At 66.1% G+C, this 25,077-nt stretch carries 21 protein-coding genes and 1 tRNA gene; 14 read left to right on the forward strand and 8 right to left on the reverse strand.

Going from position 1 to position 25,077, the window contains the following annotated elements:
• Positions 1–54: 54 nt before the first annotated feature.
• A complete protein-coding gene (locus NUW81_RS10600; protein ID WP_245113082.1) occupies positions 55–1,554 on the reverse strand; it encodes a CoA-acylating methylmalonate-semialdehyde dehydrogenase in 1,500 nt (499 codons plus the stop codon).
• 391 nt (positions 1,555–1,945) lie between these two features.
• Between NUW81_RS10600 and NUW81_RS10605 the strand changes: the two genes are divergently transcribed.
• The gene (locus NUW81_RS10605) at positions 1,946–3,019 is read left to right on the forward strand and encodes a S8 family serine peptidase (protein WP_245113083.1); all 1,074 of its coding nucleotides are present in this window, start codon (positions 1,946–1,948) and stop codon (positions 3,017–3,019) included.
• Between the two features lie 65 nt (positions 3,020–3,084).
• Here NUW81_RS10605 and NUW81_RS10610 read toward each other — a convergent pair whose 3' ends face one another.
• Positions 3,085–3,375, reverse strand: coding sequence for a hypothetical protein (locus tag NUW81_RS10610; protein WP_245113084.1), 291 nt, complete (start codon positions 3,373–3,375; stop codon positions 3,085–3,087).
• 113 nt (positions 3,376–3,488) lie between these two features.
• Between NUW81_RS10610 and NUW81_RS10615 the strand changes: the two genes are divergently transcribed.
• The 4 genes from NUW81_RS10615 to NUW81_RS10630 are packed head-to-tail and all read left to right on the forward strand — an operon-like array spanning position 3,489 to position 7,982.
• A complete protein-coding gene (locus NUW81_RS10615; RefSeq protein WP_245113085.1) occupies positions 3,489–4,874 on the forward strand; it encodes a M28 family peptidase in 1,386 nt (461 codons plus the stop codon).
• A 42-nt stretch (positions 4,875–4,916) separates the two neighbouring features.
• On the forward strand, positions 4,917–7,169 hold the full coding sequence (gene rnr, locus NUW81_RS10620; RefSeq protein WP_245113087.1) for a ribonuclease R: 2,253 nt from the start codon (positions 4,917–4,919) through the stop codon (positions 7,167–7,169).
• Positions 7,170–7,227: 58 nt separating this feature from the next.
• Positions 7,228–7,404, forward strand: a complete 177-nt coding sequence (locus NUW81_RS10625; protein ID WP_245113089.1) for a YegP family protein — start codon at positions 7,228–7,230, stop codon at positions 7,402–7,404.
• Positions 7,405–7,460: 56 nt separating this feature from the next.
• Entirely contained in the window at positions 7,461–7,982 is a 522-nt protein-coding gene (locus tag NUW81_RS10630) for a redoxin domain-containing protein (protein ID WP_245113091.1), read from the forward strand.
• 108 nt (positions 7,983–8,090) lie between these two features.
• Here the strand turns inward: NUW81_RS10630 and dcd are convergent, their stop codons facing one another.
• Positions 8,091–8,645: a dCTP deaminase gene (gene dcd, locus NUW81_RS10635; protein ID WP_245113093.1), complete on the reverse strand. Its 555-nt coding sequence runs from the start codon at positions 8,643–8,645 to the stop codon at positions 8,091–8,093.
• A gap of 134 nt (positions 8,646–8,779) precedes the next feature.
• Here dcd and NUW81_RS10640 point away from each other — a divergent pair, with 134 nt between their 5' ends.
• Positions 8,780–10,279 (forward strand): replicative DNA helicase, encoded by a 1,500-nt coding sequence (locus NUW81_RS10640; RefSeq protein WP_245113095.1) that lies wholly within the window; start codon positions 8,780–8,782, stop codon positions 10,277–10,279.
• A gap of 11 nt (positions 10,280–10,290) precedes the next feature.
• On the opposite strand, the gene astD is transcribed toward NUW81_RS10640, so the two are convergent.
• Positions 10,291–11,712, reverse strand: a complete 1,422-nt coding sequence (astD, locus tag NUW81_RS10645; RefSeq protein ID WP_245113097.1) for a succinylglutamate-semialdehyde dehydrogenase — start codon at positions 11,710–11,712, stop codon at positions 10,291–10,293.
• 32 nt (positions 11,713–11,744) lie between these two features.
• Entirely contained in the window at positions 11,745–13,151 is a 1,407-nt protein-coding gene (locus NUW81_RS10650) for a protein adenylyltransferase SelO family protein (protein ID WP_245113101.1), read from the reverse strand.
• 40 nt (positions 13,152–13,191) lie between these two features.
• Between NUW81_RS10650 and NUW81_RS10655 the strand changes: the two genes are divergently transcribed.
• Positions 13,192–14,064, forward strand: coding sequence for an alpha/beta fold hydrolase (locus NUW81_RS10655; RefSeq protein WP_245113104.1), 873 nt, complete (start codon positions 13,192–13,194; stop codon positions 14,062–14,064).
• 3 nt (positions 14,065–14,067) lie between these two features.
• Here NUW81_RS10655 and NUW81_RS10660 read toward each other — a convergent pair whose 3' ends face one another.
• Positions 14,068–14,673, reverse strand: coding sequence for an SCO family protein (locus tag NUW81_RS10660; RefSeq protein ID WP_245113107.1), 606 nt, complete (start codon positions 14,671–14,673; stop codon positions 14,068–14,070).
• Entirely contained in the window at positions 14,673–15,107 is a 435-nt protein-coding gene (locus NUW81_RS10665; protein ID WP_245113109.1) for a copper chaperone PCu(A)C, read from the reverse strand. The genes NUW81_RS10660 and NUW81_RS10665 overlap by 1 nt, the downstream gene beginning before the upstream one ends.
• A gap of 142 nt (positions 15,108–15,249) precedes the next feature.
• Between NUW81_RS10665 and NUW81_RS10670 the strand changes: the two genes are divergently transcribed.
• Positions 15,250–16,440 (forward strand): GGDEF domain-containing protein, encoded by a 1,191-nt coding sequence (locus NUW81_RS10670; RefSeq protein WP_245113112.1) that lies wholly within the window; start codon positions 15,250–15,252, stop codon positions 16,438–16,440.
• A 40-nt stretch (positions 16,441–16,480) separates the two neighbouring features.
• Here NUW81_RS10670 and NUW81_RS10675 read toward each other — a convergent pair.
• Positions 16,481–16,554 (reverse strand) — tRNA-Cys (locus NUW81_RS10675).
• Between the two features lie 146 nt (positions 16,555–16,700).
• On the opposite strand from NUW81_RS10675, the gene NUW81_RS10680 reads away from it, so the two are divergent.
• The 6 genes from NUW81_RS10680 to hemB are packed head-to-tail and all read left to right on the forward strand — an operon-like array spanning position 16,701 to position 25,076.
• The gene (locus tag NUW81_RS10680; RefSeq protein WP_245113114.1) at positions 16,701–17,348 is read left to right on the forward strand and encodes a protein-L-isoaspartate O-methyltransferase family protein; all 648 of its coding nucleotides are present in this window, start codon (positions 16,701–16,703) and stop codon (positions 17,346–17,348) included.
• Between the two features lie 38 nt (positions 17,349–17,386).
• Positions 17,387–18,850, forward strand: a complete 1,464-nt coding sequence (locus NUW81_RS10685) for a TolC family outer membrane protein (RefSeq protein ID WP_245113117.1) — start codon at positions 17,387–17,389, stop codon at positions 18,848–18,850.
• Between the two features lie 18 nt (positions 18,851–18,868).
• The gene (locus NUW81_RS10690; protein ID WP_245113120.1) at positions 18,869–19,321 is read left to right on the forward strand and encodes a DUF2497 domain-containing protein; all 453 of its coding nucleotides are present in this window, start codon (positions 18,869–18,871) and stop codon (positions 19,319–19,321) included.
• Positions 19,322–19,366: 45 nt separating this feature from the next.
• On the forward strand, positions 19,367–21,424 hold the full coding sequence (locus NUW81_RS10695; RefSeq protein ID WP_245113122.1) for a dipeptidyl-peptidase 5: 2,058 nt from the start codon (positions 19,367–19,369) through the stop codon (positions 21,422–21,424).
• Between the two features lie 56 nt (positions 21,425–21,480).
• Positions 21,481–24,099: a valine--tRNA ligase gene (locus NUW81_RS10700; RefSeq protein WP_245113124.1), complete on the forward strand. Its 2,619-nt coding sequence runs from the start codon at positions 21,481–21,483 to the stop codon at positions 24,097–24,099.
• A gap of 17 nt (positions 24,100–24,116) precedes the next feature.
• On the forward strand, positions 24,117–25,076 hold the full coding sequence (hemB, locus tag NUW81_RS10705) for a porphobilinogen synthase (protein ID WP_245113787.1): 960 nt from the start codon (positions 24,117–24,119) through the stop codon (positions 25,074–25,076).
• Position 25,077 lies beyond the last annotated feature (1 nt).

Below are 25,077 nucleotides of genomic sequence, written 5' to 3' on the forward strand. Positions count from 1 at the left end.
CCTTCGGCGATCGGCGGTGCTTTGCCGTCGGCGTGCCCCGGCACGCCTTTTGGCTCAGCCCATCGTGGGAATGACGAAGGCGTTTTCGTGATCGCCCTGCGCCGAGCCGTCGGGCCAGCGCTGGGTGACCTTCTTGGCCTTCGTCCAGAAACGGATGCCGTCGGGGCCGTGCTGGTCGATGTCGCCGAAGCCCGAACGCTTCCAGCCGCCGAAGGTGTGGTAGCTGACGGGCACGGGGATCGGCACGTTGACGCCGACCATGCCGACATTGACGCGCGCGGCAAATTCACGCGCGGCATGGCCGTTGCGGGTGAAGATGGCGACGCCATTGCCGTACTGGTGATCGGAAGGAAGGCGCACAGCCTCTTCGAAGTTGTCGGCGCGGACCATCTGCAGGACGGGGCCGAAAATCTCTTCCTTGTAGCTTTCGAAATGCGGCTTCACATGGTCGAACAGCGTCGGGCCGACGAACCAGCCGTCGGTGCCCTGCAGTTCGAGCCCGCGGCCGTCGACGACGAGCTCGCCGCCTTCCTCGGCGCATTTGGCGATCCAGTTCTCGACCGTCTGCTTATGCTGTTCGGTGACGACCGGGCCGTAATGAGCGTCGGGATCGTTGGAGACGCCGACACGAAGGTTCTTGATCGCCGGGATCAGTTTTTCGCGCAAACGCTCGGCCGTGTCTTCGCCGACGGGGACGACGACGGGGAGCGCCATGCAGCGCTCGCCGGCCGAACCGAAGGCAGCGCCGGTGAGGTCGTTGACGACCTGGTCGAGGTCGGCGTCGGGCAGGACGATGCCGTGGTTCTTGGCGCCGCCGAAGGCCTGCACGCGCTTGCCGCGCGCGGTGCCGCCCGAATAGATATATTCGGCGATGGCCGAGGAGCCGACGAAGCTGATGCCCTTGATGTCCTCATGCTCGATGATGGCATCGACCATTTCCTTGTCGCCATGGACGACGTTGAGAATGCCGTCGGGAAGGCCCGCTTCGGTCATCAGTTCGGCGAGCCGAACGGGAACCGAGGGGTCTTTTTCCGAGGGCTTGAGGATGAAGGCGTTGCCCGTCGCGATGGCGGGGCCGAACATCCACATCGGGATCATGGCGGGGAAATTGAAGGGCGTGATGCCTGCGCCGATGCCGAGCGGCTGGCGCATCGAGAAGACGTCGATTCCGGGGCCCGCGCCCAACGTAAATTCGCCCTTCATGAGATGCGGGATGCCGCAGCAGAATTCGATCACGTCGAGCCCGCGCTGCACGTCGCCCTTGGCGTCGTCGACTACCTTGCCATGCTCGGACGACAGGAGTTCGGCGAGTTCCTGGTGATGCTCTTCGACGAGCGCCTTGAACTTGTAGAAGATGCGCGCGCGCTTCTGCGGGTTCATCGCCGCCCAGGCGGGCTGGGCGGCCTTGGCGGCATCGACCGCCTGGTCGAGCGCATCGCGGCCGGCGAGGGCGACCTCGGCCTGCTGCCTGCCTTCCGAGGGATTGTAGATGGGGTGCTTGCGGCTGCCGGCATCGACCGCCTTGCCGTTGATGTAATGCTTCACGCTACGCATGAATGATCCTCTCTCCTGATCCGTTGGCGCGGGTCGTAGCGAGGGACGGCGGGAAAGAAAAGCGGCGGCGGGGCGAGGCGGAGCAGAGCGGCGACCGGCCACCCCCGAGCGCAGTTAAACAGAACTTCAATCAACAAAGTAAAACGCAATACTACTTGTGAGCGCTCACGAATGATACAGTATTTCGCAAACTTGTAGCTATTCGGTCACAGTCGGGACTTTTCCCATTTCGGGGCGGCCTATTGTCGGCTGGCCCACTTGACCGCGACCGATATTGCTCAAAGCCTGCTGACACCGAAGTAAGCGGAGCGTGGGGCTCTGTCTGATACGGGGAGACGGACAAGTGAAAAAGATGATTGCGTATGGTGCCGCCGCGGTTTCGGCGGTAGCGATGGCGACTGCAGCCCAGGCCGCTCCGGCCCAGCCGATTTCCGGCCAGTATATCTGTACCTTCGATGCGAGCGTGTCGCCCGGCCAGGTGAAAGCCCAGTCGCAGCGCGCGGTGAATGCCGCCGGCGGGGCGCTGAAGTTCACCTACCAGAATACGGTTCGCGGTTTCGCGGTGAAGATGCCGGCCGGTGCCAGCGTTCGCGCCGACATCGCCAACCTCAAGGGCCGCAACGCCAACATCGCTTCGTGCGAGCAGGACAAGCTGATCACCCTGTCGGCTCCCCCTGCGGGCAAGGGCCCCGGTGGCGGCGGCGGTGATATCGACCAGCGTGTCGATTGGGGCGTCGAAAAGGTCGGTTCGGGTGCGCCCGTCTCGGGCCGTAAGGCTTACGTCATCGACAGCGGTGTCGACCTCGACCACAACGACCTCAACGTGGTCGGCCCGCACTTCTATGCGGTCGGCAAGAGCGCCGACGACCAGAATGGTCACGGCACCCACGTCGCCGGCACGATCGGTGCGGTCGACAACGCCATCGGCTTCAAGGGCGTCGCTCCCGGCGCGCCGATCGCCTCGGTCCGCGTGCTCGACCGTCGCGGTTCGGGCTCGATCTCGGGCGTGATCGCCGGTGTCGACTGGGTCGCCGCCAACGCCAATTCGGGTGACGTTGCCAACATGTCGCTGGGTGGCGGCGTGTCGCCGACGCTCGACGCGGCGGTCGAAGCGGCTGCTGCGGGCGGTGTCTGGATGGTTCTTGCCGCTGGCAACGAGTCGATGGACGCCAACAATTCGAGTCCGGCGCGAGCCGACGGGCCGCGCGTGCTGACCATCAGCGCGGTGGATTCGAACAACCGCCTGGCGAGCTTCTCGAACTACGGTTCGGTGGTCGATTATGCCGAGCCGGGCGTCGGCATCGGTTCGACCTACAAGGACGGCGGCTATGCCAGCCTGTCGGGCACCTCGATGGCGGCGCCGCATGCGGCCGGCATCCTGATGACGCAGGATTCGATCTCGAATGGCGGCGCCATCAACGATACGTCGGGTGACGGCACCGCCGAACAGCTTGGCGTCCGCTAAGCTTCACTCGCTGGACTGACGGAGGGGTCGGTGCCGCAATGGCGCCGGCCCCTTCTTCTTGGTCGTCAGTCGCGTTTCTTCGCCTCGGCCCAGCGGGCGCAGGCGGCGCGCTGGCGCTCGCGCTCCTCGGCGGCCAACTCGGCGATCGCCTCGTCGCTGCACGCCTTCTTCATCCTGATGTCGTGCGTCACATAGCGCGGGAAGCCCGTCGGCTTGGGGAAGGTCACGGGCGGTCGCTCGGTCGGCACCTTGTAGGCGGGGATGGACGCGCCCGAGCGTGCCGGCTGGGCGAGGGCCTGGCTTGCCGTCATCGCGGCAAGACCGGTGGCGATGACCATGGTGGTGATCGTTCGCATGGCTCGACTCCTTATCGTCAGAGGCCGGCCATCATAGCATATTCGCCCGCGCCCCGCGTGCAGGCTGGCCAAGCGGTGCGCGCGCTGCCAGTCTCGACCATCAAAGGAGATGAATGCCGATGACCCTCGCCGCGCTCGCCCTCGCCCTGTTTGCCGCCGACCACCACCATGCGGCGGGCCACGATCACCATCCCGGGGTTGCCGCGGGGCTCGAGGCACTGGCGGCTGGCGTGTCCGAAGACCGGCTCCGTTCGGATGTGGATACACTGGTGGGTTTCGGGACGCGACACACGCTGTCGAGCCAGGACGATCCGGAGCGCGGCATCGGCGCGGCCTGGGCGTGGAGCGAGGCGCAGTTCGAGGCTTTGGGGCTCGAGACAATGCGCGTGTGCGACGAAGTGACGGGGCGGCGCATCCCCGAACCGGTGCGGGTATGCAATGTCGTCGCGATCCAGCGTGGCACCGAGCGGCCCGACCAGATGATCCTGCTGACGGGCCATATCGACAGCCGGGTGTCGGACGTCATGGACGCGGTGAGCGATGCGCCCGGCGCCAATGACGACGGGTCGGGCACGGCGGGGGTGCTCGAGGCGGCGCGCGTGCTGAGCCGGCACAAGTTTCCCGCGACGATCGTCTATGCGCATCTGACGGGGGAGGAGCAGGGGCTGTTCGGGGGGAGGATCCTCGCCGCCCATGCGCGTGCGAATGGCTGGCAGGTCATCGCCAATCTCAACAATGACATCATCGGCAACAGTTGTGGTTCGGACGGGCATTGCGAGCCGGATGTGGTGCGGCTTTTCTCGGAGGGGCCGCGGCGGCAAGGCTATGATGCCGGGCTGATGGCGGCGCAGCATCGGCTGGGGGGCGAGAATGACGCGCCGAGCCGCGGGCTGTCGCGCTATGTCGATGCCCTCGCCGAGTGGCTCCCGGGCATCGGGCTCGACGTCCGCCCGATCTGGCGCACCGACCGCTGGGGGCGCGGCGGCGACCATATCGAGATGCTCGCCGCGGGCTATCCGGCGGTGCGCTTCACCGTGGGGGTCGAGGATTACGACCACCAGCACCAGGACCTTCGTACGGAGGACGGGACTTTTTATGGCGACGTCGCGGCGGAGATGGACTTTGCCTATCTCGCCAGGGTGACCGCGCTCAATGTCGCGACCGCCGCCGCGCTGGCGAGCGCGCCGCCGCCGCCCTCGGGCGTCGAGGCGGAAGGAGCGGTCTCGACCGACACGACGCTGCGCTGGGAGGCGGCGTCGGGGGCGGATCATTACAAGATTGTCTGGCGGCGCACCGATGCCAGCCAATGGGGCGCGGACCATCGCCGCGTCGATGCCGATAGCTGCACCGACGGGCAGTGCGAGGTGGTGCTCGACGGCGTGCGCGTCGACGACTGGATCTTCGGGGTCGCCTCGGCGAGCGCGGACCATCATTACAGCCCGGCGGTGGCGGCGGTACCCGGCGGGCAATATGCACCGCTCGAGGAGAGGGCGGAATAGCGGGCTTTCCTTTTGCCGCCTGCGCCCCCATCTCTTGGGGCAATGGCAAATAACCAAAAGACCAAGAAACCGCGCCGCCCGACGCCGGGCGTGCCGTCCAAGCAACAAATTCTCGATTTCATCGAACAGTCCGACGATGCCGTCGGCAAGCGCGAAATCGCCAAACATTTTCGCCTGAAAGGGCAGGACAAGATCGCGCTCAAGGCCGTCCTCAAGGACATGGCCGACGAGGGCCTGATCGACCATTCGCCGGGCCGCGCCTTTCACAAGATGGGCGGCGTGCCGCGCGTCACCGTGCTGCGCGTCGTCTCGACCGAGGATGGCGAAGTCTGGGCCGAGCCCGAACAGTGGCAGGGCGAGGGCGCCAAGCCCCGCCTGCGCGTCATCGAACGCGGGCGCCGCTCGGCGCTCGGCGTCAACGACCGCCTGCTCGCGCGGACCGAGGAACGTGGCAAGGGCCATGTCGCCCATGTCATGAAGAAACTCGCCCGCTCGGCCGAGATGCTGATGGGGGTGGTGCGCAAGGAAGGCAGCCGCTTCTTCCTCGCGCCGATCGACAAGAAACAGCGCACCGTCTTCGGCCTGACCGACCTCGGCGAGGCGGAAGTGGGCGACCTCGTCCTCGCCGAGCCGGTGCGCTCGGGCCGCAAGATGCCGACAGCGCGTGTCGATGCCGTGCTCGGCGATCCCTTCGCGCCAAAGTCCTTCAGCATGATCGCGATCCACAAATATGGCATCCGCAACCGCTTTCCTGACGAAGTGGTGGCCGAGGCCGAGAAGGTCGCGAAATGGGATCTTGGCGAGCGGGAGGACCTTACCCACCTGCCGATCGTCGCGATCGACCCCGAGGATGCGCGCGATCACGATGACGCGATCTGGGCCGAGGCCGATGATGCCAAGGATAATCCCGGCGGCTACAAGGCCGTGGTCGCCATCGCCGACGTCAGCTTCTATGTCCGCCCCGGTAGTGACCTCGACCGCGAGGCGTTGAAGCGCGGCAACAGCGTCTATTTCCCCGACCGCGTCGTGCCGATGCTGCCCGAGGAATTGTCGGCGGGCATCTGTTCGCTGAAGGAGGGCGTCGATCGCGCCGCGATGGTGGCGCATATCCGTGTCGACAGCGGCGGCAATATCAAGGACTTCCGCTTCAGCCGCGCGAAGGTGCGGATCGCCGCCAACATCGCCTACGAGAATGCGCAGGCGGCGATCGACGGCGAGAAGGATCGCGTCGATCCCGATATCGTGAAGTGTGCGCTCGAGCCGCTATGGCAGTGCTGGAAGGTGCTCCTGCAGGCGCGCGAGGCGCGCGAGCCGCTTGATCTCGACCTGCCCGAGCGCCGTGTGCAGCTCGACGAGAAAGGGCGGATCATGTCGGTCGCGCCGCGCGAGCGGCTCGATGCGCATCGGCTGGTCGAGGATTATATGATCCTCGCCAATGTCGCGGCGGCCAAGGCGCTCGAGAAGAAGAAGCGCCCCGTGATGTATCGCATCCACGAGACGCCGGGGCGCGAGAAGCTGGTCACGCTGAAGGACTATCTCGCGACCTTCGATCTTCCGTTCGCGCTCGGGCAGGTGGTGCTGCCCAAGACTTTCAATGCGATCCTCGAGAAGATCGGGCCCGATCACGACAATCGCATCGAGATCACCGAACAGATCCTGCGCTCGCAGATGCAGGCGCGCTACGGCCCCGAGCCGCTCGGCCACTTCGGGCTGGCGCTCGGAAGCTATGCGCATTTTACCTCGCCGATCCGCCGCTATGCCGACCTCCTGGTGCATCGCACGCTGACGGCGGCATACGACCTCGGGCCGGGCGGGATCAGTCTCAAGGAAGCCGAGGACTTCGCGCGGGTGGGCGAGGTCATCTCCTCGCTCGAACGGCGCGCGATGGAGGCCGAGCGCGAGACGGTCGACCGCTATGTGGCGGCCTATCTGTCGGACCAGGTCGGCCAGCTGGTCGAGGCGCGGATCACCGGTGTGCAGCCTTTCGGCTTCTTCGCCACGGTGACCGACCTCGGCGGAGACGGGCTCGTGCTCGCCAAGACGCTGGGGCGCGAATATTTCCGCTATGACGAAAAGCGCCAGGCCCTCATCGGCGAGAAGTCGCAGGACGAATATCGCTCGGGCATGCGGCTGAAGCTGAAGCTCGTCGAGGCTGATCCGGTGTCGGGCGCGCTGCGCTTCGAATTGCCCGAGGGCAGCTACGGCGGTGACCGGAACGATGGCCCGAGACGGCGCCGCGACGGGAAAGGCAAAAGCGGGGGCAAGAACCGGCAAAAAGGCCGCAAGCGCGGTTGACGGGCTGGCGGGTGACGGTCAGGCTGGACCCCGAGTTTCACCAACAGGAGAACTGCCGATGGCGCACAAATTCTACATCCGGAAGGACAAGGCCGGCGAGTTCCGCGCGAGCTTCGAATATAATGGCGAGAAGATTTTCTGGACCGAGGGCTACAGCTCGAAGGCCAGCGCGAAGAATGCCATCGAGAGCGTGCTCAAGAACGGCCCCAGCGCCGAGGTGGTCGACGAAAGCTAGAACTCCGAGGCGGGTTTTGGCGTTGGCCGGGTGATCCCATCCCGACAGGAGCGACCATGACCCGCCTCATTCCCGATCAGACCGTTCCCGCGCTCGACCTGCCGCTTGTGCAGGACGGGGGTTTTTCCTTGCAGGGCGCCAACCCCGATTACCTCACCATCATCGGCTTCTATCGCGGGCTGCATTGCCCGATCTGCAAGAAGTGGCTCGAGCAGCTCAATGGTGTGATCGACGAGTTTGGCGAGCTCGGCATCAGCGTGGTCGCGGCGTCGATGGACGAGCCGGTCCGAGCGCGCAAGACGCGCATGGACTGGGATGTAGGAAAGGTCCCTATCGCGCATGACATGAGCGAGGACACGGCGCGCAGCTGGGGTCTCTATATCTCCGACAAGCGCGAGGGGAGCGAAGAGCCTGATCGCTTCTCCGAACCGGGGCTGTTCCTCGTGCGCCCCGATCGTACGCTCTACGCCTGCGTGGTGCAAACCATGCCCTTTACGCGGCCCGACTGGAACGACCTGCTCGGCGGGCTGAAGTTCGTGAAGGACAAGGATTATCCCGCGCGCGGCGCGGCGACCTGAGGCATTAGCCCAGCGCGACGAGGCCGAGACCGAAGAGGACGAGCGCCGCCGCCGGCGAGCCGGGCAGGAGTAGCATGGGCAGGGTCAGGATGCCGAGCGACACCATGATCAGAGCTTCGGCAGCGTCACGCCGCGCTGGCCCATATATTTGCCGGCGCGGTCCTTGTAGCTGGTCTCGCAGCGCTCGTTGCCCTTGAGGAAGAGGAACTGGCAGGCACCCTCGTTGGCGTAAATCTTGGCGGGCAGCGGGGTGGTGTTGGAAAATTCCAGCGTCACATGGCCCTCCCAGCCGGGCTCCAGGGGGGTCACGTTCACGATGATGCCGCAGCGCGCATAGGTCGACTTGCCGAGGCAGATGACGAGCACGTCCTCGGGGATGCGGAAATATTCAACCGTCCGGGCCAGCGCGAAGCTGTTGGGCGGGATGATGCAGCAGTCGGTCTTCTTGTCGACAAAGCTCTGCGAGGAGAAGTCCTTGGGGTCGACCACGGCCGAGTCGATGTTGGTGAAGATCTTGAACTCGTCGGCGACGCGCGCGTCATAGCCGTAGGAGGACAGGCCGTAGCTGATATTGCCTTCGCGGCGCTGGGCTTCGACGAAGGGTTCGATCATGCCGTGGTCCTGCGACTGGGCGCGAATCCACTTGTCCGAGAGAATGCTCATGATGAAGGCGTAGCGCGGCTTTTTTGCCGCGTCACCCCGCGCGTTTGTGCGGCTCGCCCGAGTTATCCACACGACATCCCCGACTGTTTTTGTCCGCGCCCCCACGGGTCCCCAAAACGTGCTAGGGAATGGGCATGGCAGAAGTGGTCCAGATAGCCGAGAGCGGGGGCTCCGGGGAAGAAGCGCAGCAGGTGCTGCCGGCGAACGTCGAGGCGGAGGCCGCGCTCCTGGGCGCGCTGATGATCGATAATCGTCTGGTCGAGGACGTGCAGATGCGGCTTCGGGCCGAGCATTTCTTCGAACCGTTGCATGGCAGGGTCTACGAGCAGATCCTGCGGCTCACGGACAAGAACATGATCGCCACGCCGGTGACGCTGAAGCCGTTGTTCGAGGCCGACGAGGCGATGCGGGAGGTCGGGGGGCCTGCCTATCTCGCCAAGCTGACGGGCTCGGGCGCGAGCGTCATCGGCGCGCGCGACTTTGCCGCGCAGATCTACGACCTCGCGCTCTTGCGCGCGCTGGTCGGGGTCGGGCGCGACATGGTCGAGGGCGCGCTCGACACGTCGGACGAGGTGGCGCCGCTCGACCAGGTCGAGGCGGCCGAGACCGCGCTCTATCGCGTCGCCGAGGAAGGCGGGGCGGAAGGCAAGGCCAAGAGCTTCGGAGATGCCTCGAAGCTGGCGCTCGACATGGCCGAAAAGGCGCTCAATTCGGGCGGCCACCTGTCGGGGGTGACGACGGGGATCGAGGGCATCAACGCCAAGATCGGCGGCATGCACAAGTCCGACCTCATCATCCTCGCGGGGCGTCCCGGCATGGGCAAGACCTCGCTTGCGACCAACATCGCCTTCGCCGCCGCGCAGCGCTGGAACCAGGACGAGCGCGACGGCATCGAGGAGAAGAAGCGGGTCGGCGCGCCGACGGTCTTCTTCAGCCTCGAAATGTCGGCCGACCAGCTGGCGACGCGTATCCTTGCCGAACAGTCGGGGATTTCGGGCGAGAATTTGCGCATGGGCAAGATCTCGAAGACCGAGTTCCAGAGCCTTGCGCGCGCCGCGAGCGACCTTGCGAGCCTGCCGCTCTATATCGACGACACGCCGGGCCTGACGATCGCGGCGATGCGCACGCGTGCGCGCCGCCTGAAGCGCCAGAAGGGCATCGGCTTCGTCGTGGTCGATTACCTCCAGCTCCTGTCGGGCTCGGGGCGTAGCTCAGAAGCCAACCGCGTGCAGGAAATCTCGGAGATCTCGCGCGGGCTCAAGCAGCTCGCCAAGGAACTGGACGTGCCGGTGCTGGCGCTCTCACAGCTCAGCCGTGGTGTCGAGCAGCGCGAGAACAAGCGACCGCTGCTCTCCGACCTTCGTGAATCGGGCTCGATCGAGCAGGACGCGGATATGGTCTGGTTCGTTTTCCGTCCGGACTATTATCACGAGATGCTCAAGCCCGACGACGACCATCCCGATATCGGCATGTGGCGCGAGGAGATGGAGCGCATCTACGGCACCGCCGAGCTTATCGTGGCCAAGCAGCGTCACGGTGCGACGGGTGCGGTGAAGATGATGTTCGACCGCAAGTCGACGCGTTTTACCGACGCGCCGATGGACAATGCCTATACCGCCGAAATGCGCGGCTAGGCCGCCGCGCCCTAGTCTTCCAGCATCACCGGGTCTGCGAGGCCCTGGCCGATGGTGGCGCGGCACAGGTCGCTTTCCACGCTCGTGACCGGATAGGCGCAATAGTCGGCGGCATAGAAGGCGCTTGGGCGATGGTTGCCCGAGATGCCGATGCCGCCGAAGGGCGCCGTCGAGGGCGCGCCGTTGGTCGGCTTGTTCCAGTTGATGACACCGGCGCGGCCCTCGGCCCAGAAACGCTCATATTCTTCCGGATGCTTGGTGAGGATCGAGGCGGCCAGTCCGAAACGGGTGTTGTTCGCCTCGGCGATGGCGGCATCGAGATCGGGCACGCGCACCAGCTGCAGCACGGGGCCGAAGATTTCCTCGTCGAGCCGGTCGCGGGCCTTGGTCACATCGACGATGGCGGGGCCGAGCAGCGGCTTGTTCTCGTCGAGGCGCTTCAATTGGCGGATCGCCTTGCCGCCCTTGGCGAGAAGCGCGATATATTGCGCCTGGATGAAATCGGCGGCGTCATTGTCGATGACGGGGCCCATGAAGGGCTCGGGCTTGGCGAAAGGTTCATCGAGGATGATCCGGTCGACGAGCTTCAGCACTTTCTCGAGGAGTTTTTCCTCCTTGCCTTCCTGGACGATCAGGCGGCGCGCGCAGGTGCAGCGCTGGCCCGCCGAGAGGAAGGCCGACTGGACGATGATCGCGGCGGCGGCATCGAGGTCGGCGACGTCCCAGGCGATGAGCGGGTTGTTGCCGCCCGCCTCGATCGCGAGGATCTTCTGGGGCTTGTCGGCAAAGGCGCGATGCAGGAGGCGTCCGGCCTTGGCCGAACCGGTGAAGAGGAGGCCGTCGATATCGTCCGACGCGGCGATCGCCTTGCCCACATCGGGGCCGCCCTGCACGCAAGCAACGAGGCGCTCGTCGATGCCCGCGTCGTGAAAGCACTTGGCGAGCAGTTCGCCGACCGCGGGGGTCTTTTCCGACGGCTTGAAGACGACTGCATTTCCCGCCAGCAGCGCGGGCACGATGTGTCCGTTGGGCAGGTGCGCGGGGAAATTGTAGGGGCCGAGCACGGCAAGCACGCCATGCGGCTTGTGGCGCACGGCGATCTTGGTGTTCATCGCGCCTTCGGTCTTGCGCGTCGGCGTGCGCTCGTTGTGGGCGTTGATCGAGATGTCGACCTTGCCGACGACGGCGCCGACCTCGGTCTTGGCCTCCCAATGGGGCTTGCCGGTTTCCATCGAGATGAGCTTGGCCAGCTCGTCCTCGCGCTCGCGCACGATGTTGGCGAAGCGGCGCAGTGCCTCGGTTCGGTAGGCGAGCGGCTGGCGCGCCCATTCGGGCTGGGCCTCGCGGGCCTTTGCGATCGCCTCGGCGGGATCGCCTTCCTCGCCGGACCAGATTTCCTCGCCGCTGTGGGGCGCAAAGCTCTTCATGACCATGGCTCGCTGGCTCGCAGGGCAGGGCCGTGGGGTCAAGCCCCTGCTGTTTCGATCGGTGCCGACATGGCCTCGCCCATGCGACGGATGGCGGTGATCTTGGCCTCGAACGGCTTCCAGTCGTCGCGCGCGTCGATCGCCGACCACCGCGCCTCGACCTCCTCGATATGCATCGAGCAGGGGGCATCGTCGGACCAATAGGGGTGGGCGAGGGCGGCGTGGTTCTCGCGCCCTTCGAGGCGGTCCGCGAGGGTGCGGAATTCGGGGCTGTCGTAGCGCTCGTCGTCGCGCCGGCGCCCGCCGCGCCAGTCGAAGAAGACGCGGTCGATGGTCACGCTTTCGGTAGCCAGCGCGGCAACCAGCGCCTCGGCCAGCTTGCGGTCGTCATCGGCATGGCCGGGGCGAATACCGAGGCGGGCAAGGAGCAGGGCGACCAGCTGCTCGTCGAAGCGGCGACCCCAGTCGGACAGGATGGGGTTCAGCTTGCGCTCGGAGGTGACGAGGCCGAGGCAGCCGCCGAGCTGGGCCAGGTCCCACTGGATCGCCTCGGGCTGGCGCGCGAAACTGTAGAGCCCCTCGCCATCGAAATAGGCGGCGGTGAAGCGCGGGTTCCAATAAGGCGCGAAGCGCCACGGCCCATAGTCGAAGCTCTCGCCCGTGATCGCGATATTGTCGCTATTGAGCACGCCGTGGACGAAGCCCGACGACATGTAGGAGGCCGCAAGCCGCGCGGTCCTGTCGGCAACAAGGTCGAAGAGCCGGTTGGCAGCGTCCTTGTCATTCTCCGGCGGCTTCTCGCCATAGAGATGCTCGAGGCAATAGCGGGTGAGGGCAACGATCGCCGGCTTGTCGCGGTGGAAGGCGAAGCGCTGGAAGGTGCCGATGCGGATGTGGCCGTGCCCGAGGCGGGTGAGCACCGCGGAGCGGGTCGGGGAGGGCTCGTCCGAGCGCCATAGCGATTCGCCTGTCTCGAACAATGCGAAGCTCTTCGAGGTCTCGACCCCCAGCGCCTCGAGCATCTCGGTCGCGAACACTTCTCGCACGCCGCCTTTGAGGGTGAGCCGTCCGTCGCCCTGTCGACTGTAGGGGGTTTGGCCCGACCCCTTGGTGCCGAGATCGAGGAGGCGGCCTTTATCGTCGCGCAGTTGGGCGAAGAGGAAACCGCGCCCGTCGCCGAGGTCGGGATTGTAGGTGCGGAATTGGTGACCGTGATAGCGCAGCGCCAGCGGGGCCTCGAGATTGCCGGGCAGCGGCTCGAACCGCGCGAAATGCCTTTCCCATGCGGGCCGCATGTAGGCGCCGAGGCCGACGCGCTTGGCCCAGCCATGGTTGGCGAAGCGCAACTTGGCTTCGGGGAACATGGCGGGGGCGACTTCGTCGTAAAAGTCGGGGCCGAGCTCGAGGATGCGCGGATCGGGATTATAGGCTGGCGATTTGACCATGGCTCGGCGATAGAGAAGGCGACGAGAAGGGGAAAGCGTGTTGGCTCAAAAAGGTCCGAAATATCGGGATCGCTACTGGAACAGCCCCGAGGGCCTAAAACTCCATTATCGCGACTATGACGGTCCGCTCGAAGGGCCGCCTATCCTGTGCCTGCCGGGGCTCACGCGCAATGCGCGCGATTTCGAGCCGGTGGCGGAGGCCTTTGCGGGCAAGCACCGCGTGATCGCGGTCGATTTTCGCGGGCGCGGCCTGTCGGACCATGATCCCGACCCCACGCGCTATCAACCGGCCACCTATGTCGCCGACGTGCTCAAGCTGCTCGACCAGCTGGGGATCGCCGACGCGGTGTTCGTGGGGACATCGCTCGGCGGGATCGTCACCATGCTGCTCGCCAGCGAGGAGCCCGAGCGGATCGCCTCGGCACTGCTCAACGACATCGGTCCCGAGCTCGTCGAAAGCGGCCTCGACCGCATCCGCGACTATGTCGGCAAGGGCGTGGAGGCGCGCGACTGGGAGGAGGCGGCCGGGCTCTATGCCAAGGGGATGGGCGACATCTATCCGCGCTGGACAAGGGACGATTGGGAGCGCTTTGCCCGCCGCGTCATGCACGAGGGCGGCGCGAAAGGCCTCACCAGCAATTACGACCGGCGCGTGGCGGATAATGTGGTGGCAGGATCGACCTCGGCTCCAATGGACGCCTGGCACCTGCTCGACGATCTCAAGGACAAGCCGGTGACGATCCTGCGTGGCGAGAATAGCGACCTCTTCTCCGACGCGGTCGCGCAGCGGATGCTCGACCATCTGGGCGAGGCCGAGCTGGTGACCATCCCCGATGTCGGCCATGCGCCGAGTTTCGACGAGCCCGAATCGATCGCTGCGCTGGCGGCGCTGATCGAGCGCACGCCGGACTAATCGTTAGCGGGTGAGGCGCTCGAGCTTGGCGAGGGCGGCTTCGTCGCTTTCTTCGGGGCTGATGGTCGACTGGAAATTGCCGTCGCGGTCGATGAGGAAGACGTTGGCGGTGTGGTTGACGTCGTAATTTCCGTCTTCGCTATCCTCGCGGATGGCGGCAACGCCGAACTGCTCCATCACCTTGTCGAGTTGCGGCTGGCTGCCGGTCAGGCCGATCACGTCGGTCGCGAACAGGTCCGCATAGCGGCCGACCTCTTCCGGGCCGTCACGCTCTGGGTCGACACTGATGAAGATGATGGCAAAGGCGTCCTCGTCGCCCAGTTGCTTGCGGTAACGGACGAGGTCGGCGAGCGTTGCGGGACAAATGTCGGGGCAGCTGGTGAAGCCGAAGAAGATGGCCTGCGGGCGCCCGGCGAGCTGTTCGCTCGAAAAAGCCTCGCCGTCGCTGCCGACAAGGGTGAAGGGACCACCGATGGTGACGGTGGCGTCGGGATCGGGGCGGCTGGTCGGTTCGGGCAGGGCGTCACGCTGCGCGGTGAAGGCGATAACGGCGAAGACGATCACGCCGAGCGCGACCAGCACCCAGAGGATCTTGCGCAAGCCTCGCATCAGCGCGCTCCTGCTTCGACGACCGAGACGGCGATCACGCGCTCGCCGCTACGCTCGAAGCCGAGGGTGAGATCGAACTGTTCGCCCGCCACGAGCGGGGTCTCGAGGCCCATCAGCATCACATGGTCGCCCTGCGGCTGGAGAAGGGTGGTTTCGCCCGCGGGTATGGCGAGGCCGTCATCGAGCGATGTCATGCTCGCCATGCCGTCCTCGAAGGAGGTACGGTGAAGGCTGGCCATGCCGCGTTCGGTCGCAACCGAGACGAGCCGGTCGTCGCCCGTGCCGTTGTTGGCGATTTCCATATAGGCCGCGCCATTAGGCTGGCCCGCCGCGGTCGCGCGCGCCCAGGCATCGTCGATCGCGATGTCGGGGGCGGGGTTGGAGCAGGCGGCGAGGGCGAGGCCGGCAAGGGCGGACAACAGGAGCTTGTTCATCGAGGCGAGCCTCTAGCAGCGCATGCGGCGCCACTCAATCATCACCGTAGCGGACCTTTTGACGTCTCGCCCTAATCCTGCCCGCATGGCAACTTAAGTGGTCATCACCCATTCACCCGCCTTCGACCAATTTCGCCCGCCGATGCTCAAGCCTGCCCCGAGACCACCGCACCTGCACGAGGCCGACCGCGCCCTCATGCGAGCGATGATCATGCGCGCGCTGGGCTCGCTCAAGATCAACGTGGCCGCGCTGGCGCTGGCGGCGGCCGTGGCGATGTCGGTCCATTACGGTCCCACGCTCGGGCTTGCGATCGTGGCGAGAGTGGCCGCGCTGCTCACCATCTACCTGTTCGGCATCAAGCTACGGCAGGCCCTCGACGAAGATGCGGATTACGCCAAGCCGCTGGCACGCTGGTCGCGCAGTGCCGCGCTGGCAGGGTTCAGCTGGTCGCTCCTCTTGTGGGCAGTGCCGCCGTCCGAGGTCGGTTCGCTCGGCGCGCAGGGGCTGTTCTCGATCGTGCTGCTGGGCGTGGCGAGCGCGATCAACACGGTGATCGGCGAGCGCCGCGCTGTGCTCTATTTCACGATTCCCTTCGGTTTGAGCGCGGGGGCCTATTTCGTCTCGCTTGCGCCGGTGGCGGGCTGGCTTCCGCTGCTCATCGCCGCGCTGGGCTTCGTGATCATCCTCCTGTTCGCGCTCAACATCGACAAACAGCAGCAGCATCTCGCCTCGATCTTCGCGGAAAATGCGATGCTCGCCCATTCGCTGCACCGTGCCAATGTCGAACTGTCGGACGCTCTCGCCATTGCCGACCGGCTGGCGCACTACGATCAGTTGACGGGTCTCAGGAACCGGCGCTGCTTCGAACAGGAAGCGCGTCGGCTGTCGGGTGAGGAGGGGGCGCGCCGCGACATCCTCCTGCTCGATGTCGACCATTTCAAATCATTGAACGACCGCCACGGCCACGCCTGCGGCGACACGGTGCTGCGTCGTTTCGGGCAAGCGCTCGACCTCTATGCACGCGACCATGGCGATGCGCTGGTGGCGCGGATCGGCGGCGAGGAGTTCGTCGTCGTGCTGACCGGCGCGAAGGATGATCGCGAGGCGCTCGGCTGGGCCGAGGAACTGCGTGCGCGGATCGGGCACATGTCGCCGACCTGCGACGAAGGCACGTCGCTCAGGATCAGCGCGTCGATCGGGCTGACCCGTTGGCGCGAGGGCGAGAAGGTGCAGGTGGCAATGCGCCGCGCCGACAAGCTGCTCTATGCCGCCAAGGAAGCGGGACGGGCGCGGACTTGCGATGATTTCAGCCACGCGCGCGGTCGCGGCTGACACGAATCGAGACGACGGGCGTTCGGGCCTTGAGGAAAAGTGGAGGTCCGAGCCGGAATCGAACCGGCGTACACGGATTTGCAGTCCGCTGCGTCACCACTCCGCCATCGGACCTCTCGTGGTGTGGCGCTGCATTGGCGGAAGCGCCCTCCGCTTGTCAACGCTGATCTTTCGACGAAGGGCGGCGCGCGCGACTTGGCCTTTGCGCCCATTGCGACTAGAGAGCGGGAAGGCTATAGCTGTATTAGGAAGATGAGACAGTGAGTGCGACCGTGATCGACCGCGACGAGATGGACATTGCCCGCAAGGCAATGATCGACAGCCAGCTGCGCCCCAATGGCGTGACCGACAAGGCGCTGCTCGAGGCGATGGCGGATGTGCGCCGCGAACATTATCTGCCCGAGGGCAAGCGCTCGGTGGCCTATCGCGACCGCGCGATCGCGCTCGAGGACGGTCGCAATGCGATCGCGCCGACGCCGCTCGCGCTGATGATCGACCGCGCCGCGCCCCAGACGGGCGAAAAGGCACTCGTGGTCGGGCCGGTCGCGGCATATGCCGCCGCGCTGCTCACCGAGATGGGGCTGGACGCCGTCGCGCTCGAGAGCAAGCCGGGCGAGGAGCCCGCGGGCGACGGCGTGATCCTCAAGACCGGTACGCTGACCGACGGCGTGGCCGATCTGGCGCCCTATGACCTCATCCTCCTCGTGGGAGCGATCGAGGAGCTGGGCGAGGCGCTGACCGCGCAGCTCGCCGACAACGGCCGTGTGGCGGCTCCGGTGATCGATGGCGGCGTGAGCCGTCTCGCCATCGGGCGCAAGGTCGACGGCGCCGTGGCGTTCCGCAATTTCGCCGATGCACAGGTCGCGCCGCTTGCGCTATTTTCCAAGGCGCGCACGTTCGAATTCTGAGCTTTTTGACGAGCCGACGAGACAAAAGAGGGGGTAGCATGCGCATTTCGACTGGATGGCTGATCGGCGGGGCGCTGATCGCGCTTGCCGCACCGGCGGCGGCACAGGCGCAGGACCGCGAGACGCTGACCGAGGCGCTGGTCGATGCCTATCGCACAAACCCCACGCTGACCGCCCAGCGCGAGGCGCTTCGCGCCACCGACGCCGGTGTGGCGCTTGCGCGTTCGGGCGGGCGCCCGACACTGAGCGCAATCGCGGGTCTCGACCGCGAGCTGTCGCGCCGCGGTGCGCTCGGCTCGGAAGCGCAGGACTTCAACATCTCGGTCGGAGCCGACCTCAGCCTGCCGCTCTTCCAGGGCGGGCGCGTGAAGAACGACATTCGCGGCGCCAAGGCGCGGGTCGATGCCGGTCGGGCCACGCTGCGCGCGGTCGAAGGCGATGTCTTCACGCAGGCAGTGGCGGCCTATCTCGACGTCATCCGGACCCGTTCGGTGGTCCAGCTCAACCAGAACCAGGTCGAGGTGCTCACCACCAACCTCGAAGCCACGCAGGACCGGTTCGAGATCGGTGACCTTACCCGCACCGACGTGGCGCAGTCCGAAGCCCGCCAGCAGCTGGCGCAATCGCGCCTCGCGGGTGCGGAAGGGCAGCTCGCCGCGGCCGAGGAGACCTATCGGCAGGTGATCGGCGACGAGCCGGGCGTCCTGGCGCCACCCCCGCCGCTGCCGCCGCTGCCCGACACGCCCGAGGAGGCGGTGCAGATCGCGCTCGTCGCAAATGCCGATTTCGAGGCTGCACAGGCGCAGGCGCTCGCTGCCGGATTTGACGTGCGCGTGGCGCGTGCCTCGCGGCTGCCGACCGTTTCGGCGGTGGGCTCGGGCACTTATGTGAACGCGCTGGGCAATGCTGGCGAGGATGTGTTGGGCAACGCCTTTCCCAATGACGGGTCGGTGACCAGTGTCGGTCTGACCTCGCGCATCCCCATCTACCAGGGTGGTGCGCCGGCCGCGCGGGTGTCGCAGGCGCGCGCCTTCGAAGCGCAGCGCTACGAACAGCTTGTCGCGGTGGAACGCGCGGTGGTCGCGGAGACCCGCTCGGCCTTTGCGGCCTATGAAGCGGCGCAGCGTGCGATCGAGGCGAACAAGGTCGCGGTCGCGGCCAACGAGCTGGCGCTCGAGGGAGCGCGGCTGGAAAATTCGATCGGCACCCGTTCGGTGCTGTTCGTGCTCGATGCCGAACAGGAGCTGCTGAACGCGCAGGTCGATCTCGTGACCGCCGAGCGCGATGCCTATGTCGCAGGCTTCCGCCTCCTCAATGCGATGGGGCAGGCCGAAGCGGAGGATCTCGAGCTCGACGGCGGGGCGCTCTACGACCCCGTCGGCGCCTATCGCGAGGTCGCCGGCGAGTGGTTCGACTGGTCCGAACGGCGCTATGACGGGCCGGTCGCGACCAGCACGGTCACCGACGCCGAGCGCCCGCAAGGCGTGACAGACGGTCAATAATCGGTAAAGAGGGCGGTTATGGCAGGACCTAACGAGCCCTCGATGGAAGACATTCTCGCCTCGATCAAGAAAGTGATCGCGGAGGAGGAGCCGCCGCGCGAGCCGCAGGAGCGCGGGGCGCGCAAGGTGTCGCGCGCGCCCGAACCAGCGCCGATCGAAGACGAGGACGACGTTCTCGAGCTCGGTAGTGCGGTGGAGAGCGCCGGTACGGGGCACGAGCCCGAAGCCCTGCCCGCCGATGTCGCGAGCCTGATGGCCGAGGACGTCGCCGGCAGCACGCGCTCGCGGCTCGAGGAGCTGGCCAATGTGGCGGCGACCGCGCCGGCCGGTTCCAACGTCAATCCGCTCGAGGAGGTGGTGCGCGACATGCTCCGCCCGCTCCTCAAGCAGTGGCTCGACGAGCGGCTGCCGGGCATCGTCGATGAACATGTCCGCCGCGAGATCAGCCGGATTACCGGACGCAAGCTCTAGCGGCTTTCCCTTGCGCAAATGCGGCGCTGCGCTAGCTTCGCGCGCATGAAAACGACTCTCGCGCTGACCGCGCTCGCCACCGTCCTTGCCGCCCCCGCCATTGCCGAGGCGCGGCCGATGTCCGCCACCGACCTCGTCAAGCTGCATCGCGTCGGCGGCCCGTCGGTGTCGCCCGACGGGCGGATCGCGATCATTCCCGTGTCGGTCGCCAAGGATGATCTGTCGGGCCGCACGACGCATTATGCCTTTCACGGCATTGCCAGTGACGTCACCGTCCCGGCCTTCTGGCTGAGCCTTTCCGACTACAGGCCGCGCGGCGTGCGCTTCGGCGGTGACGGGATGCTGTGGTTCGTCTCGGCAAAGTCGGGGTCGGACCAGGTCTATCGCATGGCGTGGGACGAGACCGAGCCGATGGCGGTGACCGCGCTTGCCGGCGGTTCGATTGACGATTTCCTACTCTCGCCCGATGCCAGCAAGATGGTTCTGCTCGCCACGCGCGACCTCGAATGCGAGGATTTTGTCTGCGCCAATGTCGAGGCCGAAGAGCAGGTCGGCAATGCGCTCGAATATGACGAGATCTTCGTGCGCCATTGGGACACGTGGGGCACGCCCGGCCAGAAAGGGCAGCTCTATGGTTTCCAGCTGGTCGACGGGAAGGCCGTGGGGTCGGGCGCACCGATCAGCGCGGCGCTCACCGGCAACACGCCCTATCGCCCCTTCGGTGGCTCGGAACAGGTGTCTGTTTCGGATGAGGGCATCGTCTATTTCGCGCAGCGCGCGGGCGGCTCGGCCGAGCCGACCACGACCAATCTCGATATCTATGCCGCGCCGATCGATGCGAGTGCGGCGCCGGTCAACCTGACCGAGGCCAACAAGGCCTATGACGCGCAGCCGACGCTGTCGCCCGATGGCCGGTTCCTGGCCTATGTGGCGATGGAGCGACCCGACTATGAAAGCGACCGGCTGCGGCTGATGGTGCGCGACCTCGAGAATGGGGAAACCCGTGAAGTAACTCCCGGTTGGGACGTAAGTGTCGGGTCGATCGCCTGGGCGCCCGAAGGCGACAGTCTCTATGTCACCGTCGGCGAGGTGATGGAGCGTCCGATCTACCGCGTCGACCTTGCGAGCGGCGAGCGCGAGCGGCTGACGGGCGAGGGCAGCACCGGTGGCGTGACGCCACTGCCCGGCGGCGACGTCCTGTTCACGATGAACAGCCTTGCCGCGCCCAGCGAGGTCTATCTTCTCGACAGGGGCAGGATCGAACAGCGCACCCACTTCAACCGCGACATGCTGGCGCAGTTCGACACGGTATCATGGGAAAAGTTCAACTTCAGCGGGGCCGACGGCGATACCGTCTGGGGCTTCTCCCTCAAGCCCGACAATGTCGAGGGGGACCTGCCCATCGCCTTCGTGGTACATGGCGGGCCGCAGGGCAGCTTCGGCAACAGCTGGTCGACGCGCTGGAACCCGCGGGCGCTGTCGAACGGCAGATATGCGGTGGTCTCGATCGATTTCCACGGGTCGACCGGCTACGGACAGGACTTTGTCGATAGCATCAACAAGGACTGGGGCGGCAAGCCGCTTGAGGATCTCAAGCTCGGGCTCGACCATGCGCTCGAGCAGGACGACCAGCTGGCGGGCAACCGTATCTGCGCGCTCGGCGCGAGCTACGGCGGCTATATGATGAACTGGATCGAGGGCAATTGGAGCGACCGTTTCGACTGCCTGATCAATCACAACGGCCTGTTCGACATGCGCGGCTTCTATTATTCGACCGAGGAACTGTGGTTCCCGCGCTGGGACATGGGTGGCAGCTATGCCGAGGCGAGCGAGACCTACGAGCGTTGGAACCCCGTTAATTACGTCGACAACTGGAAGACGCCGATGATGGTCGTGCTCGGCCTTCAGGACTTCCGCGTGCCTTATGCGCAGGGCCTCGGCGCCTTCACCGCGCTGCAGGAACGCGATGTGCCGTCCAAGCTCATCGTCTTCCCCGACGAGAACCACTGGGTGCTCGACGGCAAGAATTCGATCCGCTGGCACGAGGAAGTGCATGACTGGATGGACCGCTGGACCGCGCCGGGGGTCGGGCAGGCGGAGTAACGCCTCGTCACTTGGCGCTTGATGGGGAGGGCGGCTGGCTTTAGTCGCTCTTCCCCATGACCGAGCTCGCCAAGACCTTCGAACCGGCCGCCATCGAGGCCAAGTGGTACCAGCATTGGGAAGAGGGCGGCCTGTTCCGTCCCGAGCGGCCCGAGGCCGAACCCTTTACGATCGTGATCCCGCCACCCAACGTGACGGGCGTGCTGCACATCGGCCATGCGCTCGATGACACGTTGCAGGACATCCTCGTGCGCAAGGCGCGCATGGAGGGCAAGGACGCACTGTGGGTGGTCGGCATGGACCATGCGGGCATCGCCACGCAGATGGTGGTCGAACGCCAGCTCGACGGCGAGGGCAAGAAGCGCACCGACATGGGGCGCGAGGCTTTCCTCGAGCGCGTCTGGCAGTGGAAGGAAGAAAGCGGCGGCCAGATCACGAAACAGCTTCGCCGCCTCGGCGCGAGCTGCGACTGGTCGAACGAGCGTTTTACCATGGACGAGGGCTTCTCGAAGGCGGTGACGCATGTCTTCGTCGAGCTGTTCAAGCGAAAGCTCCTTTATCGCGACAAGCGGCTGGTGAACTGGGATCCCAAGTTCGAGACGGCGATCTCGGACCTCGAGGTCGAGCAGAAGGAACAGGCAGGCCACTTCTGGCACCTCAGCTATCCGCTCGCCGACGGGTCGGGCTCGATCGAGGTCGCGACGACGCGTCCCGAGACGATGCTCGCCGACATGGCGGTGGCGGTGCATCCCGAGGATGCGCGCTACGAGGACATGGTCGGCAAGATGGTCAAGCTGCCGATCACCGGCCGCGAGATCCCCATCGTCACCGACGAGCATGCCGATCCGGAGCTCGGGTCGGGCGCGGTGAAGATCACCCCGGGTCACGACTTCAACGATTTCGAGGTGGGCAAGCGCGCGGGCATCGCGCCTGCCGACATGCTCAACATGCTGACGAGCAAGGCGGCGGTGTGCCAGACGGCCGACGGGCTGGTGCCCGAAACGCTCGTGGGTCTCGACCGCTTCGATGCGCGCAAGCGGGTCGTCGAGATGCTCGAGGCCGAAGGCGCGCTCATCCGCGTCGAGGATCGCACCATCCAGGCTCCCTATGGCGACCGCTCGGGGGTGATCATCGAGCCGTGGCTGACCGACCAGTGGTATGTCGATGCCGAGACGCTGTCGAAACCGGCGTTGGAAGCGGTGAAGAGCGGTGACATCGACGTCGTGCCGGAGACGTGGAAGAAAACCTGGTACAACTGGCTCGAGAATATCCAGCCGTGGTGCGTGTCGCGCCAGCTGTGGTGGGGGCACCGGATCCCCGCCTGGTATGACGATGCGGGCAATGCCTATGTCGCGCTGACCGAGGAAGAAGCGCAGGCCGAGGCGGGCGAGGGCGTCCAGCTGCGGCAGGACGAGGACGTGCTCGACACGTGGTTCTCCTCCGCGCTGTGGCCGTTCGCGACGCTCGGCTGGCCCGAGGATACGGAGACGCTCAAGCGGCACTATCCGAACGACGTGCTCATCTCCGGCTTCGACATCATCTTCTTCTGGGATGCCCGCATGGCGATGCAGGGCTTCGAGTTCATGGGCGAAAAGCCGTGGAAGCGGCTCTATCTTCATGGGCTGGTGCGCGACAAGCAGGGCGCCAAGATGTCCAAGTCGAAGGGCAATGTCGTCGACCCGCTGACCATCGTCGACAAATATGGCGCCGACGCGCTGCGCTTCACCCTGACCGCGATGGAAAGCCAGGGGCGCGACATCAAATTGGATGAGAAGCGCGTCGAGGGCTATCGCAACTTCGCGACCAAGCTGTGGAATGCCGCGCGCTTCCTGCAGGGCAATGGCATTGGCGCCTCGGACAGCATCGCCGCGCCCGCCGCGACCAAGCCGGTCAACCGCTGGATCATCGGTGAGGTCGTCGGCACGCTCGCCAAGCTCGAAAAGGCGTTCGACGAACTGCGCTTCGATGGCATGGCAGATGCCATCTATCACTTCGCCTGGGGCACCTTCTGCGACTGGTATGTCGAGCTCATCAAGGGCGAGATGGACGAGGAGACGAAGGCGGTCGCGGGCTGGGCCTTCGACCAGATCCTCGTGATGCTGCACCCGTTCATGCCCTTCATCACCGAAGAACTCTGGCATAGCATGGCTGATCCCGCCCACCCCCGTCCCTACGACCTCATCCTCGCCAAGTGGCCGCAGCCTGAGGCCGGGGTGGATGCCGAGGCGAAGCGCTCGATCGACTGGACGGTGGCGCTGATCACCGAGGTTCGCGCGCTGCGTGCCGAGCTCAATATTCCCTGGTCCTCGCGGCTGACGCTGCACCCGCTCGATGGCGGGGCGACCGAGGCGGGCGACGCGCTCGACCGGATGGGCAAGGCCGAATGGGGCGCCGAGATGAAGACCGCGCCCGAAGGGTCGGCACAGATCGTGGTGGCGGGGCATAGCTATGCCGTGCCGCTCGCCGATGCGATCGACTTGGACGCCGAGCGGGCACGTCTCGCCAAGGCGGCCGAAGCGGCGGAGAAGGAAGTGAAGAGCCTCGAGGGGCGTCTCAATAATCCGAATTTCGTCGAGCGGGCCAAGCCCGAGGCCGTGGCCAAGGCGCGCGAGGATCATGCCGCACGTGCCGAGGAAGCGAGCCGCCTGCGCGCCGCGTTGGAGCGGTTGGGGTGAGCTATCCCGCAACCCGGATGCGCCGTCGGCGGCAAGCCCCGTGGATGCGCGAGATGCTGCGCGAACATCGGTTGCACCCCTCGGACTTCATCTGGCCGCTGTTCGTCTGTGAGGGACAGGGCGAGGAGCAACCGATCGGCAGCCTTCGCGGTGTGGCGCGCTGGTCGATCGACCTGCTGGTCGAACGGGCCAAGGAAGCGGCGGATGCGGGCATTCCCGCCATCGCGCTCTTCCCGAATACCGCCGACAAGCTGCGCAGCGAGACGGCGGACGAGGCGCTCAATCCCGATAACCTGATCTGTCGTGCGACGCGGGCGATCCGCGAGGCGGGCGTGGAGATCGGGATCATGACCGACGTCGCGCTCGACCCTTATACGAGCCACGGGCATGACGGGCTCATCGACGGCGAGGGCCGCGTGTTGAACGACGCCACGGTCGAGATCCTCGCCCGTCAGGCGCTGGTGCAGGCGGACGCGGGAGCGGACATCGTCGCGCCTTCGGACATGATGGACGGGCGCGTGGGTGCGATCCGCGAGGCGCTCGAGGATGCAGGGCACCACGACACGGCAATCATGGCCTATGCCGCCAAATATGCGAGCGCACTCTACGGCCCGTTCCGTGAGGCGGTCGGCTCGGGCGGTCGGCTGAAGGGCGACAAGCGCGGCTACCAGATGGATCCGGCGAACGGTCGCGAGGCGCTCGACGAGATCGACCTCGACCTCGGCGAGGGCGCGGACTTCGTCATGGTGAAGCCCGGCATGCTCTACCTCGACGTGATCGCGCGGATCGCCGACCAATATGATGCCCCGCTGTTCGCCTATATGACGAGCGGCGAATATGCGATGATCGAGGAAGCCGCCGCCGCCGGCGCGGGAAATCGCGAGGCGATGCTGATGGAAGCGCTGACCGCCTTCAAGCGCGCGGGCTGTACCGGCATTTTGAGCTATCACGCGCTCGAGGTCGCGCGTAAGCTCTGAA

The sequence above is a fragment of the Sphingomicrobium aestuariivivum genome (genome assembly GCF_024721585.1).
Taxonomy (GTDB): domain Bacteria; phylum Pseudomonadota; class Alphaproteobacteria; order Sphingomonadales; family Sphingomonadaceae; genus Sphingomicrobium; species Sphingomicrobium aestuariivivum.